Consider the following 13,136-nt stretch of genomic DNA (forward strand, 5'->3'; position numbering starts at 1 on the left):
TTAAAAACTATAAAGAAGGAGCATGGGGATGTTCCAAAAGTTAGTTACTTTCAAGACAGCTCCAAGGCAACGAAGTAGATGTGTCGTATATTTTCAAAAGTCAGAGGGGTTGTACTTTTCATGATACACCCGCTCATACAAAAACCGTTTATCCTCTTCGAAAAGATCTTCGAACACAAAGCCGAGTACAGCACAGTTGCTTTTTGGAAGAAAATGGGAAAATAGACTTCGCCCTTTGCTATGAATGGTACGGTGAGGAAAATGCAGCACAAACTGAAGCGATTGCCGTTTCCCGATTGAAACTGCATAGCGGTCTTTGCATCCGCAGATGAGTATCTTACTGTCTATAAACAATACATACAGCCCGCTTGATGAATATGGGTTAAACATCATAAACGTTTGCCGTTCAAACTCGTGCAGGCGGTATAAAAAAAGCGGGAACATATTCCGCGTTATTGTTTTTTCTGCCGTATATTGTGCGGCCGTTTGATAAGCCGATGGTAAAAAATCGGTGAAGGCAGGCAAATACAGATCAGTATGGATAATCGAATCGAGGGGAAAATGTTCGTGTTCATGCGCGGTAATCGGAGAGTTATCCGGTATATGAATTTCTGCAAAAACATTGTTTTTTTGCTGTCCATCGGGGTCGTATTTATATGCAATATCGGGTAACGCTATAGAGCAGCTGCCGTTATGTGCATAAACAGTTGTATGAAAGACAATGCTTCGTTTTTTATGATCAAAAAAAACGGATGTTTTTTTCCCGATGAATTCAGGCAGTGGTTGAAAATAGAGCTTACTGTTTTTTATCGTATAGGAGCCGGACGGCAACATATAAAAGAGCGCTCCCGATTGTAGAAGAAGCGGCGGGAACTCCTGTAAGAATGATTCAATGATATAGTCATATTCAATTCGTGAGAGCGGAATCTGCATATTCTGCCCCCTTAAAATCGATATAAGAAATTTTCCATGCGGTATCTTCTTTTACTGCGCCGAATTCCAGCATAATAAACAGCGGCTGTTCGTCATCGGAAAAAAAGTCTGGAACCTCAGCGATATTCTCCGGCTGTTCTTCGATACCTTCCTCGATAGCTTTAGTACCTGCGGTATTTTCCATACTTTTGGTATTTTCGATAGGAAGAGCGTCCGGTTCCGGCTCTCCAGTCTGTACAATTGCATTCTGTTGTACAGCTGCATCTTGTTGTGTAATCGCATCCTGCTGTAAAGATGAACCTTGGCTTATCGCCGTATCATGCGGTACAGCGGTCTCTTTGCTTTCATTGCTAACTTCATCACTCACTTCCGCTGCTGCCGGTTTTACAGTCAGCCGCATCAGTATTATTGCACTGCCATCCTGTTTGAATGATGGGCGTCCGTAAAACGCATAAGAAAAATCAGGAAAATGTTCTATCATAAAACGACCGAGATGAGATAAAAATGCTTTTTGTGTACTAAAAAAGGCATCATCAATCGATTTTGAAACAATTGCTGCTGTGATTTTATCACAAAAGGCGAGGACATCTTCGGGAATATTTTGATAATCCAGTATCCCAAGCTGCGGCAATGAAGGAAGAATATCGCCGTCATCGATAGTATCCGCATACGGAACAGGCCGGTCGCCTTCAATAGTATACGGTTCGGGAAGGGGCGGAATAACCAAATCATCTCCCAATGCTTCCCATTGAATAGAGTCAAAATATGCCTTATTTTGATCCCGTAGAGATTCCGAACAGAGCGGCAGTAGTATCAATAAAAAAAATGCCCCGAACCATTTTTTTCGCACTATTTTATATCTCCTCCCATACCATCCATATCTTCCAACGATAATCCGTAGCACTCCCCGTCCCTATCGGAATTATACGGTTCAATATGGATCACAATATCATACACATTCCCAAGTGCATTTCTAATAGCGAGCGAAGTTTTTTCGGCAATACTGTGCGCTTCACTTACCGGCATGGAGCCGTCAACCTCGATATCCAAATCGATATCCCACAAATTCGCCATTTTGCGTATCCGCGCCCGATGCGGGTTTTTAACCTCCGGGATGGTTGCTACGGCGCTAAAAAGCTGTTCGTAAAGCTGCTTATTGGTATTGCCATCCATCAATTCAACATTGAGTTCAATAAAGAGCGTAATGGCCGATTTGATAATCAGGCATGAAACGAGCAATGCAACAAGCGGGTCAAAATACGGTGCATGGAATAACAGAGAAATAACAAAGCCGAAAAGTACCGATGATGATATAACAATATCATTTACCATATTGCGTGCATTGGCGAGTATCATCAAGCTTTGGGCTTTTTTACCGAGGAGATATTGATTAAGCGCGAGGAGAAGCTTACCGGCAATAGACACCGTCGTTACGATTATCGCAATGCGCTGCGGCATCGGAAGCAGCTCGCCTTTATATACCTGTATCAGTTTATTGATTGAGGCGATAAAGAGCTGGATGCCGGCGAACATAATGATAAACGCCAATACCATAGAGGCAATGGTTTCGGCACGCTGCCGTCCCCACGGATAGCGGGAGTCCGACGGCTTATTGATGATAAAGCTGACGAGCACTGCCATCACGGCAATACCGACATCGGTTGCCGTATCGATGCCGTCTCCCAACACTGCAAGACTGCCGGTTATAAGGCCTACGGCGAGCTTCATTATGCAGAGAAACAGATTACCCCCGAGTGCAATAAAAGAAGCTGTGCGTACAATCTTGGTGCGTGTATCCTGTGTAAGCGTATTTTGATCGGTCGATTGCATTTAGGCGTAAAACTCTTTAATTGTGTCCGCAATATATTGGATATGTTCTTTTGTTATCCAATAGTGTGTTGCCAATCGGAAATACCCGTTGCGGTCGCAAGGATTGATCAAAATATTTTTTCCATGCATATATTCGACAAAGGCTTCCGTATCCAATTGTGCATCTGCGCTATTTTTGAAAAACAAAAAGTTAATGTCCCTGCGGTCATGCGCAATCTCTATTTTATCGATATCGTTTAAGAGCTTTTCCAACATTCCCGCATTCTGATGGTCGGTATCAAGGCGGTACCGCATCTCTTTTAAGGCGATTAAGCCCGCAGCGGCAAGGATACCCACCTGACGCAAACCGCCGCCCATAATTTTGCGGTTCCGGCGGGCTTGGTCGATAAATTTGCGGCTTCCCGCTAAAATAGAGCCGACCGGTGCGCATAAGCCTTTGGAAAGGCAGAACATAACAGAATCGACATGCTGCGTCAGTTCCTTCGCTTCAACACCTAAAGAAACGGCTGCATTGAACAGACGCGCGCCGTCAAGGTGAACGGGAATATGATAGCGGTTTGCGCATCTCCTCACCTGCTCCATCTGCTCTACCGAAAACACTTTTCCGTTTGAGTGCGCATTTTCCAAACAGATAAGACTTGTTTTAGGTTCATGAATATCATCCCCGATGCGTACACGCGGTTCAATTGCTTCCGGTGAAAGAATAGAACCGTGAGCATCGATCGTCCGCAGCTGTACGCCTGCAATAATACTCGCGGCTCCGCTTTCGTGCTGTACGATATGACATTGATCGTCTAAAATGACCTCACTGCCGCGGGGACAATGCGTGAAAAGCGCCAACTGGTTTCCGAATACGCCGGACGGTACGAAGAGCGCTGCCTCTTTTGCCGTAATACTTGCCGCATATTGTTCCAGTTCCTTAACGGTAGGATCATCTTCGTACACATCATCGCCGACCGGAGCCTTTGCCATAGCTTCCCGCATTGCTTCGGTTGGCCACGTAACGGTATCGCTGCGTAAATCAATGTATTTCATATATCCAAGTGTATCCCATAAGCCCTTCCAATGCAATACAGGACATCTCTAAAAAACTTACGGTTTTTAGAGGTTTTTCTTAGATGTAATTTGCGATGCTGAACCTCAGCTACGCATCAGACACTTTTCCGCACGCCTTGATCGGGGAGAGCTGCGAGTGCGGCGGCGAGCGGCTGTCGTGTAACGGGATCATGGTAGTCAGGATACAGTTCCAATAATGGGATGAGTGCAAAGGCTCGCCGGTGTACGGCAGGGTGCGGGATGATAAGCGGAGGATTATCGAGCTTAACGATTTGGCTCCCAAAAAAGAGAATATCGATGTCGAGTGTACGAGGGCCTTTTGGAATCTCAATTTCACGGTTTCTGCCGTAGTCCGCTTCGATCCGTTGCAGAGTTTTAAGCAACGAGGCGGGACTCCCTGCATAGTGTCCCGATACAACCATGTTGTAAAAATCATCCTGATCGAGATAATCCTGCGGCTTTGTGATATAGACGGATGAGGTACGGATATCATTTAAAAATGACGCGAACCGTTTAATTGCTTCTGCAAGGATTGTTTTTGAATCTCCGCGGTTGGACCCAAGTCCCAATATGATTGTTTCCATATCTAAAATTTTCGGCCTCTTTACAAAAGACTTGTATATTTTTATAGTATCGATAGCATTTTGTATAGGAGATACTATGAGTAAATTTTTGGCGGATGCCTCTTTTTGGGAGCTTTTTCCTCAAGCGCAGCTCGGTGTGGTGCTGTTAAAGGGTATAGATAATAGCGGCGAAAGTGTCCGCGATATAAAAGTGTTACTTTCACGAAGCAATGCCGATGCGGAAAAATTTTTGATAAAAAACGTATTCAGCGAAAACCCCGTTATCGCCATCTGGCGTGATGCATACCGCAAGTTTAAAACAAAGAAAGGTGTTCGATGCAGTATCGAAGCGCTGCTGAAGCGGGTAGAAAAACAGAATCCCGTTTCGTATATTAATCCGCTGGTAGATATTTACAATGCAGCGTCATTGCAATTCGGCTTGCCGTGCGGAGCGGAAGACAGCGATACCTTTGACGGTGATTTAATCCTCGGTGTTACAAAGGGCGGCGACGATTTTTTTGCGCTCGGCGATGAAGAGCATAGCCAAACACTGGAAGGTGAGTTGTGCTATCGTGATAACAAGGGCGCAATATGCCGCTGTTTTAATTGGCGCGACGGGCAGCGCACAATGATTACCGAAAACACAAAAAATGCGTTTATCATCATGGAAAACCTTGATCCTGCCCGTTTGGAAGACTTAAAAGCTGCATTGGCGCTTATCGGAGAGTATGCTCAAAAGTACCTCGGTGCAGCTGTTACAACCGAAATTTTAACGCAATCAAATCCTTCTATCGAACTATAATTCTATCTTACTATAAATAATAAGAACACCGGTTAGTCTATTTTTTTTGGCTGATCGGTGTTTTTTTATCGTTTTCCTATTTACTAAATAATAAAATATCGTTATAATACTATCTATAAAATAAAAGAGGATTAGACTATCCGTTTAAGATACAGTTACAAAACGGTACAACATAACGCCTCTTTTAATGAATAGGAGTATAAATTATGAAGTACGCAACATTCAGTATCCCGCCTAAGATTGTACACGGAGTGGGTGCCTTGGAATTTCTTTCCACATTGGAAGGGAAAAAAGCGGCTATCGTTACCGGTGGAAGCTCGATGAAAAAATTCGGCTTTATCGATGAAGCGAAGGGCTATCTGGAAAAAGCCGGTATGGAAGTAGCGGTTATCGACGGCGTAGAGCCTGATCCTTCCGTTAAGACCTGTAAAGAAGGCGGCGCAAAGATGGCAGCCTTTAATCCCGATTGGATTATCGCATTAGGCGGCGGTTCTGCAATGGATGCTGCAAAAATCATGTGGGTGTACTACGAATACCCCGGCTATAACTTTGACGATTTAGCCGCCTTCAAATTCCCCAAGCTGCGTACAAAAGCAAAGCTGGTTGGTATCCCGTCAACATCCGGAACTGCTTCCGAAATTACCGCATTCTCCGTTATTACCGACACGAAAAAAAATATCAAGTATCCGCTCGTAAGCCCTGATATTATCCCCGATATTGCGATTGTCGATGATAGAATCCCCGCAAAAATGCCGCCGCTGGTAACGGCTCAAACCGGTATGGACGTTATGACCCATGCTATCGAAGCCTTCGTGTCTACCGCTCACGACGATTACACCGATCCTTATGCACTTGAGGCGATCCGGCTGGTGTTCGACTATCTTGAGCGGGCCGTCGCAAACGGAAACGATATGGAAGCACGCGGAAAAATGCACACGGCATCAACGGTTGCCGGTATTGCATTCAGCAATTGCTCGCTTGGTATCGTTCACTCGATGGCGCATAAGATTGGCGGTGAGTTCCATCTGACGCATGGTGAGGCGAACGCAATTATGCTTCCGTATATTATCAACTATAATAGAAAAGAAACCGACCGGTACAGCAAGCTGGAAGGGGCTTTAGGTATTGATAATATCGCAAATGCAGTCTCTGCCTTGAACCGGAAAGTTGGTATTACCCGCACCATACAGGAAGGCAAGAATACCGTTATTCCAGAAGATAAGTTCCTCAAGGTATTGGATTTGATGAGCGAAAGAGCCTTTAACGATGCCTGTACGCTGACCAATCCGCGCAAAACCTCTCCTGTTGATATTAAGAAGATTTACCTTGCAGCCTATTACGGCAAAGATATTGATTTTTAACAATATAACCATTTCATAAGATAAAACGCCCTTGCTGCCCTCATCGGTAGCAGGGCTTTCTTTTATGCATAGGATGTTGTTTACGTTGCAATGTGCTTCTCTTCTGATTCTACAACCTCTTTTACCGTTCTTACATAGACAATTTTTATCGGTTCATGTGTTATTCTTTCCCTTAACATCCCCCTCTCTTGACATTTATTACTTAATAAACTAGTATACTAGTTACATAGTATACTAAAGGAGGAGAGCATGAAATATGATACCGATATACCGATTTATGTTCAAATTATCGAAAAAATAAAAAACGATATATTGAACGGTACATTGGTACCGAGTGAAAAACTTCCTTCCATTCAAGAAATGGCGGTGATGATGGAAGTGAATCAAAACACCGTTTCACGGGCATATAAGGACTGTGAATCGCTCGGCATTATCGAAACAAAACGAGGCATCGGCTCATTTGTCATTGATAATCAAGACTTGATCAGCCGGCTGCGTACTGAAAAAGTTACGTGTATCACCAAGGCATTTATCCATGACTTGGAAAGCCTCGGCTATTCACGGGCTGAAATTATTGAACTGATAAAAAATTCAGCTACAACGCAGGCTGCACAGGAGGTTACCCCATGAGTATTATTTTACAAGCGGATTCACTGAAGAAATCTTATTTTACTAAACCGGTACTAAAAGATATTTCGTTAGAAATACAGGATGGTTCGATACTCGGCTTACTTGGTCCCAATGGTTCGGGCAAAACGACCTTTTTAAAAATTATTGCAGGGCTCCTGCACGCAAGCTCAGGGGAGATCAGGATATGCGGTGAAACTGTCGGTCTTGCAACAAAAGCTATGGTCTCTTTTTTACCCGACAGGAATTGCCTCTATCCTAAAATGACTGCGTTGGATGCCATTCAATTTTATCGAGATTTTTTTGAGGACTTTGATCGGAATAAGGCTTTGGAACTGCTTAGTTTTATGCAGCTTGATCCAAACCAAAGTATTAAAACAATGTCAAAGGGCATGATCGAAAAAATGAATCTGACGCTTACTTTTTCCCGTGCAGCAAAACTCTTTGTTCTTGATGAACCGCTCGGCGGAACCGATCCAGTCGCCCGTGAAAAAATTATTAAGACAATTATTAAAACATGGACGGAAAATAGCGCCATTATTATCAGTACGCATCTGGTAACCGATGTTGAACACGTCTTTACCGATGTTGCATTTTTACGGGAAGGAACGATCGCCCTATCCGGTGATGCAGAGCAGCTGCGGGAATCGCACCAAAAATCAATTTATCAGCTCTATCTCGAAATTTTCGGTTAAGACGGCTCTTGAGTTTACGGAGGTTTATATGAAGCAGATTTTTAAATACATCTTTTTACAGCGGAAACAAAGTATTCTCCTTCACTGTGCCCTTATGGCATGTATGAGTGGGGTTGAACTCTTGTTCCTTACCATGACAAACGATGTAACAAACGGTTTTTATCATTTCTGGTTTGTGCTAACCATGTTAGCGTTAGCGGTTATTCCGCTTTCATCCTTTATCCGGTGCAGCAGCGGCTATGGGCGCTCATTGCTATTCACCGATGAAAGTTATCTTATGCTCACGCTGCCGGTACGTACTGAATGGATAGTGCTTGGCAGAATGCTATGCGGACTTGTAGAATTTTGTATATACGCGATTGCCGCACTGATCCTTTTTGTGATAGTGATGCTGTTTTGGATTATCCATTATATGGGATTCCACTTCCGGGATTTATTCCAGCTTAATATCGAGCTTTTAAACACGATACTAGTCAAAAATATTCCGGGATATATTGTGCTGCTGTTTCTGTTTATTGCAGGATTTATTTTGATCGGAAATATAACCCTTGCTGTTCAAACTATTGTGCGGTCTTTTAACATTAGACGTATGCGTGCCCTCTGGACAGTAGGAGGTATCTTGTTATTTATGGGTATGCTTTCATTTATTGGAACGATTGAAACAGGAGCAGCCGCAATGTTGGGCGAAATATTTACTATTAACATTTACGGAATACACCATTATGCCGGAACGCTTACCTATCCTACTACTACGGTACATGTACCGGTAGTATCCATTCTGCTTTCTATCGCTTTCGGTATCGGATGCTTTTTTCTTTCGGTCTGGCTTTAAATAAAAAAGAAGGTAGAAGTGTAAGAGGGAACCGCTAAAAACTTCAAGTTTTTGGACAGTTTCCTTAGATTTAGATGCGATGTTACTACTAAAACCACTGCCATCCATGTCCGTTTTGCAAAGCTGCCACGGATGGCAGTGGAACTAGGCAGAAACAAGTTTTCGCAAGAAAACTTGCAGTCAAGAAATTGACATGGAGATCAATTTCTTGACGTTGACTTAATTTTAAACTCGTTATCAGCTATGCTGATGAGGGATGGCGAAAAAGTAACCAACTTTTGAGACATCCCCTTGTGTTCAGCGAAGTACATGGACGTACTTCGCTGAACAAGCAAAAAAGCAGACGGCGTGTATATCTTCAAAAGGACTACCCCAGCGCTTCCTTTTCCGCTTCCAGTTCACGCAAGCGGGCTTCCAATTCAGCTTCTTTTTCGCGCTTACACAAGGGACATTCAAAATGCTCCCCGTCGATATATCCGTGCTTGGGGCAAATGGAGAAAGTCGGTGATATGGAAAAATACGGGATACGGTAGTGGGATGCAACCGCTTTAACCAAATCGCGGCACGCCTGCCAATCTTTAATCGATTCTCCTAAAAAGATATGGAATACCGTACCGCCGGTATATTTACGCTGCAACGCTTCCTGATGATCGAGCGCTTCAAACACATCGGCGGTGTACGAAACCGGCAGCTGGCTTGAATTGGTATAGTAGGGATCGCGCTCACCTGAGGTGATAATGTCGGGGAACTGCTGTTTGTCGTGCCGTGCAAGCCGGTACGAGGTGCTTTCGGCGGGGGTTGCTTCAAGGTTAAAGAGGTCGCCCGTCTGCTCCTGAAAATCCGCGAGCCGCTTACGGATATGAGTCAGCACTTTTTCGGCAAAAGCTTTACCGGTTTCGCTCACGATAGTTTCTCCGAGGAAGTTAAGGCAGGATTCGTTCATGCCGCAAATTCCGATGGTAGAAAAGTGATTGTTTAAGTGCTGGAGATACCGGCGCGTATACGGGAAAAGTCCTCCCTCCAGCAGCCGCTGAATCACCTTGCGCTTAATCTGCAAGCTGGTTTTAGCAAGCTCCATCAGATAGTCGAGGCGGTCAAAGTATTCTTTTTTCCGTGCGCGCAAGGTAGCCGATTTGCGGCATATTGATGGTAACAACGCCGATGGATCCGGTAAATTCGTCGGAGCCGAAAAGACCGCCGCCCCGCTTCCTCAGTTCGCGTTTATCCAGCTGCAAACGGCAACACATAGAGCGGACATCGCTCGGGTTAAGATCAGAATTGATAAAATTCTGAAAATACGGCGTCCCGTACTTTGCCGTCATCTCGAAAAGGAGAGCGGCGTTCGGGCTATCCCACTTAAAATCCTCGGTAATATTGTAGGTCGGAATGGGATACTGAAAGCCGCGACCTGCCGCATCGCCTTCCAGCATCAGCTCGATAAAGAGCTTATTGATCATATCCATTTCCGCTTGGCAATCACCGTAGGTAAAATCGGTTTCCTTTCCGCCGACCACCGCCTTTTTATCGGCAAGGTCTTTGGGGCATGTCCAGTCGAGTGTGATATTGGTAAACGGCGCTTGGCTTCCCCACCGGCTCGGCGTGTTAACCCCGTAGATAAAGCTTTGCAGGCACTGTTTTACACTCTTTTCGTCCATCTTGTCGGCTTTTACAAAGGGTGCGAGATAGGTGTCGAAAGAGCTGAATGCTTGCGCCCCCGCCCATTCATTTTGCATAATGCCGAGAAAGTTCACAATTTGCTGAATAAGGGTAGAAAGGTGGCGCGCAGGCTTCGACGTAATCTTGTCGGGAACGCCGCCCAAGCCCTCTTGAATGAGCTGCCGGAGCGACCATCCCGCACAATAGCCCGAAAACATCGAAAGGTCATGGATGTGGAAGGCGGCTGTCTGATGCGCTTCGGCGATTGCCGGCGTGTAGATATTTTTAAGCCAGTAATTCGCCGTTATCGTGCCGGAGTTATGCAGGATGAGTCCGCCGAGCGAAAAATTGACATTGGCATTCTCGTTGACCCGCCAATCGCTTTTGCTCAAGTAACCGTTCATCGTTTTGTCGATATCGATCATCAGCCGTTCCGCATCGCGGACAGCTTCCCGTTTTGCACGGTAGAGGATAAATGCCTTTGCGATGCGTGCTTCATTGCGTTCGATCAAAACATTTTCAATAATATCCTGAATTTCTTCGATTGCCGGAATCGAATGTGCATGGCGCGAAGCCATCAACTCCGTCAACTTTTCTTCTACTGCAACCGTCAATAAATCAGCTTTTTCTTCATCTACGGAACCGGTAACCGCTTCAATCGCTTTTTGAATTGCTATCTTTATTTTATTTCGATTAAAAACTTCAATATCGCCTGACCGCTTTACCACCGAGCGTAATATCGGTTTTGTTTCTATTGTTGTATCGCCCAAAAAGGCTGTCCATTCAGGAAATACTGCTTGATCCATCTGCTTCCTCCCCATATTTGACATATCGGAACCTCTAAAAACTTGAGTTTTTAGAGATGCCCATGTATTTTTTGTACTTCGTTGATAAACTCATCAAGGTTATTGAATTTCTTATATACCGATGCAAACCGGATATACGCTACTTTATCTACAGTGTATAAACGGGCAAGTACCATTTCACCCAGCTCGGTACTCTTGATTTCTTTAGCGCTCTTACTATTCATAACCGCTGCATCTTCAATATCGCTGACGATGTTTTCAATTTCGTTCATCGAAACGGGGCGCTTTTCCAGTGAGCGTTCGATGCCGCGTTCCAATTTTGAGCGATCGAATGGCTCTCTCCGGCCGTTTCGTTTAACCACCATCAGCGGTTTTTCTTCTATCCGTTCATAGCTGGTAAAGCGGTACCCGCAGCTGAGGCATTCTCGTCGCCGCCTGATGCAATCGCCTTGCCCGAGCGTTCGGGACTCTACCACTTTGTCGTCAACACTTCCGCAATACGGACAGCGCATATTCTCTCCCTTTTTTAACCGGCAAAAAAGGCTGTGAGTGTTTCCCACTGCCGTTCGAGCGCTGTGTTGCGTGCCGGAAAAATGGCGACTGTTTTCTTTTCTCCGGTTCGTAAACACAGCACGCACTTTATGAACGGTGTTTTAAAAATCCCTTTGGTAAAGCGCTCCGTTTCGGCTTTTTCTATATCGGAAAAAAGATGTTGCGTACGCAAAGCAAAAAACACAAGGCCGACTCGATACTCTACCGTCTGTTCCGTACAGTTAAAGCTCCACCGATTTATATAGCACAGCACAAACAGCGAAAAACATCCCAATATAATTCCCAAAATCGGTAGCTGATGCCGTTCATTATACATAAGAACAGAGGCTGCACTGATACACAGCAGCATCACCGCATATCCTACCCGTGTTCCGGGAGAAAGGAGCGAAAAGGTGAAAATATTGCTTCGTTTTTTTTCAGGTAACAACGGTTTATCCATGGTTACGCTTCCGATTATATCGAGCTAAAAGACCGATACCGATAAGACCGCCTGCAATCATCATAAAGCAAAAGATTTGTCCGGTAGAAATATTTTTGAACGAGCTAAAAAGATAGATATTTGCCTCGTCCGCTGCAATCCGGAATCCCAATTCATAATCGGGTTGACGGAAGTATTCGATAAAAAATCGGACAACGCCATAGCCGATTGTATAGAAGCACAATAAAAAGCCGTTAAACGGTTTTTTTATTGCGCACCAGCCATACCGCAATCCAGAGGAGCACTCCTTCAAACAGCGCTTCGTACAGCTGGCTCGGATGGCGGGGCAGGTTGACATACTGTGCTCCTTCCTGTATAGCGATTCCTGCTTTTGCTGCAAACTCTTGTACCCATGCTTCTTTGACCGGAAAGCAATCGTGCAGCGGCACTGACGGAAAAATCATACCGATGGGACTTGTTGTGATGCGCCCATAGAGTTCTCCATTGAAAAAGTTTCCGAGCCGTCCGAAAGTGTAGCCGAGCGGTATGCCTGCTGCTGCGGTATCCGCCCAAGCGAAAAAGTCCTGTTTATGCCGTTTTGTCCACAGAAAGGCGCCTAAGAAGCATCCGATAAACCCCCCGTGATACGACATTCCCTGTAAGCCCGTCCATTGCCGCGCTTCTGAGAACGGCCAAAAGATCAACCACGGTTTTTGCCAATAAAGCCATGTCGGTTCATATACTAGCGTTGCGAAAATGCGGGCGCCGAGCATCAGCCCGAATAGAGACCATGTAAAAAAGTCGATGATATCTTCGTTCGTGATAGGCTTTTCGCTTTTTGCATATCGTTGTAACTCACCTTTTTTAACCTGTACCTTAAACAGCGCGAAAGCTATCGCAAAGGCAACGAGGTACATAAGTCCGTACCATCGTAAAAAGGGGAAGCCCGGAATAATCTCCGGTTTTATCCACGACGGATATTGAATAGCACAAATCATAAAAACA

The 13,136-nt window shown here is 44.8% G+C and carries 12 protein-coding genes and 2 pseudogenes; 5 read left to right on the forward strand and 9 right to left on the reverse strand.

All coding sequences use genetic code 11. The features are described from left to right. Positions 1 to 93: 93 nt before the first annotated feature. From GWP40_RS07500 to folK, 5 genes are all read right to left on the reverse strand, one after another. Entirely contained in the window at positions 94 to 933 is an 840-nt protein-coding gene (locus GWP40_RS07500; protein WP_212564823.1) for a hypothetical protein, read from the reverse strand. Beyond that, on the reverse strand, positions 908 to 1,783 hold the full coding sequence (locus GWP40_RS07505; RefSeq protein ID WP_212564824.1) for a hypothetical protein: 876 nt from the start codon (positions 1,781 to 1,783) through the stop codon (positions 908 to 910). The genes GWP40_RS07500 and GWP40_RS07505 overlap by 26 nt, the downstream gene beginning before the upstream one ends. Then, positions 1,783 to 2,763, reverse strand: a complete 981-nt coding sequence (locus GWP40_RS07510) for a cation diffusion facilitator family transporter (protein ID WP_212564825.1) — start codon at positions 2,761 to 2,763, stop codon at positions 1,783 to 1,785. Before GWP40_RS07510 ends, GWP40_RS07505 begins: the two co-directional genes overlap by 1 nt. Further along, positions 2,764 to 3,798 (reverse strand): low-specificity L-threonine aldolase, encoded by a 1,035-nt coding sequence (ltaE, locus tag GWP40_RS07515; RefSeq protein WP_212564826.1) that lies wholly within the window; start codon positions 3,796 to 3,798, stop codon positions 2,764 to 2,766. Positions 3,799 to 3,914: 116 nt separating this feature from the next. Next, positions 3,915 to 4,403, reverse strand: a complete 489-nt coding sequence (gene folK, locus GWP40_RS07520) for a 2-amino-4-hydroxy-6-hydroxymethyldihydropteridine diphosphokinase (protein WP_212564827.1) — start codon at positions 4,401 to 4,403, stop codon at positions 3,915 to 3,917. Positions 4,404 to 4,479: 76 nt separating this feature from the next. On the opposite strand from folK, the gene GWP40_RS07525 reads away from it, so the two are divergent. The 5 genes from GWP40_RS07525 to GWP40_RS07545 all read left to right on the forward strand — a co-directional run bounded on the left by GWP40_RS07525 (position 4,480) and on the right by GWP40_RS07545 (position 8,699). After that, complete coding sequence (locus GWP40_RS07525) at positions 4,480 to 5,184, forward strand: B3/B4 domain-containing protein (RefSeq protein ID WP_212564828.1); 705 nt, start codon at positions 4,480 to 4,482, stop codon at positions 5,182 to 5,184. Positions 5,185 to 5,390: 206 nt separating this feature from the next. Then, the gene (locus GWP40_RS07530) at positions 5,391 to 6,545 is read left to right on the forward strand and encodes an iron-containing alcohol dehydrogenase (protein ID WP_212564829.1); all 1,155 of its coding nucleotides are present in this window, start codon (positions 5,391 to 5,393) and stop codon (positions 6,543 to 6,545) included. Positions 6,546 to 6,794: 249 nt separating this feature from the next. Further along, positions 6,795 to 7,175: a GntR family transcriptional regulator gene (locus tag GWP40_RS07535; RefSeq protein WP_212564830.1), complete on the forward strand. Its 381-nt coding sequence runs from the start codon at positions 6,795 to 6,797 to the stop codon at positions 7,173 to 7,175. After that, positions 7,172 to 7,867 carry an ABC transporter ATP-binding protein gene (locus tag GWP40_RS07540; protein WP_212564831.1) on the forward strand — a complete coding sequence of 232 codons (696 nt, stop codon included), beginning with the start codon at positions 7,172 to 7,174 and terminating at the stop codon, positions 7,865 to 7,867. The genes GWP40_RS07535 and GWP40_RS07540 overlap by 4 nt, the downstream gene beginning before the upstream one ends. Before the next feature lie 28 nt (positions 7,868 to 7,895). After that, entirely contained in the window at positions 7,896 to 8,699 is an 804-nt protein-coding gene (locus GWP40_RS07545) for a hypothetical protein (RefSeq protein WP_212564832.1), read from the forward strand. 367 nt (positions 8,700 to 9,066) lie between these two features. Here the strand turns inward: GWP40_RS07545 and GWP40_RS07550 are convergent. The 4 genes and pseudogenes from GWP40_RS07550 to lgt all read right to left on the reverse strand — a co-directional run bounded on the left by GWP40_RS07550 (position 9,067) and on the right by lgt (position 13,129). Beyond that, positions 9,067 to 11,161 (reverse strand): annotated as a pseudogene (locus GWP40_RS07550) (ribonucleoside triphosphate reductase). A 50-nt stretch (positions 11,162 to 11,211) separates the two neighbouring features. Next, positions 11,212 to 11,673, reverse strand: a complete 462-nt coding sequence (gene nrdR / locus GWP40_RS07555; protein ID WP_212564833.1) for a transcriptional regulator NrdR — start codon at positions 11,671 to 11,673, stop codon at positions 11,212 to 11,214. A gap of 14 nt (positions 11,674 to 11,687) precedes the next feature. Beyond that, on the reverse strand, positions 11,688 to 12,152 hold the full coding sequence (locus GWP40_RS07560) for a hypothetical protein (RefSeq protein WP_212564834.1): 465 nt from the start codon (positions 12,150 to 12,152) through the stop codon (positions 11,688 to 11,690). Continuing rightward, a pseudogene (lgt, locus tag GWP40_RS07565) lies at positions 12,145 to 13,129 on the reverse strand (prolipoprotein diacylglyceryl transferase). The gene GWP40_RS07560 and the pseudogene lgt overlap by 8 nt, the downstream one beginning before the upstream one ends. Positions 13,130 to 13,136: the final 7 nt, after the last annotated feature.

The sequence above is a fragment of the Treponema vincentii genome, from assembly GCF_018336815.1.
Taxonomy (GTDB): Bacteria; Spirochaetota; Spirochaetia; order Treponematales; family Treponemataceae; genus Treponema.

Excerpts from the sequence above, each read along its gene's own strand:
- GWP40_RS07530 (WP_212564829.1), top strand. The coding sequence starts at position 5,391 with ATGAAGTACGCAACATTCAGTATCCCGCCTAAGATTGTACACGGAGTG.
- GWP40_RS07525 (WP_212564828.1), top strand. The coding sequence starts at position 4,480 with ATGAGTAAATTTTTGGCGGATGCCTCTTTTTGGGAGCTTTTTCCTCAA.
- GWP40_RS07545 (WP_212564832.1), top strand. The coding sequence starts at position 7,896 with ATGAAGCAGATTTTTAAATACATCTTTTTACAGCGGAAACAAAGTATT.
- GWP40_RS07510 (WP_212564825.1), bottom strand. The coding sequence starts at position 2,763 with ATGCAATCGACCGATCAAAATACGCTTACACAGGATACACGCACCAAG.
- GWP40_RS07560 (WP_212564834.1), bottom strand. The coding sequence starts at position 12,152 with ATGGATAAACCGTTGTTACCTGAAAAAAAACGAAGCAATATTTTCACC.
- ltaE (WP_212564826.1), bottom strand. The coding sequence starts at position 3,798 with ATGAAATACATTGATTTACGCAGCGATACCGTTACGTGGCCAACCGAA.
- GWP40_RS07535 (WP_212564830.1), top strand. The coding sequence starts at position 6,795 with ATGAAATATGATACCGATATACCGATTTATGTTCAAATTATCGAAAAA.
- nrdR (WP_212564833.1), bottom strand. The coding sequence starts at position 11,673 with ATGCGCTGTCCGTATTGCGGAAGTGTTGACGACAAAGTGGTAGAGTCC.
- folK (WP_212564827.1), bottom strand. The coding sequence starts at position 4,403 with ATGGAAACAATCATATTGGGACTTGGGTCCAACCGCGGAGATTCAAAA.
- GWP40_RS07500 (WP_212564823.1), bottom strand. The coding sequence starts at position 933 with ATGCAGATTCCGCTCTCACGAATTGAATATGACTATATCATTGAATCA.
- GWP40_RS07540 (WP_212564831.1), top strand. The coding sequence starts at position 7,172 with ATGAGTATTATTTTACAAGCGGATTCACTGAAGAAATCTTATTTTACT.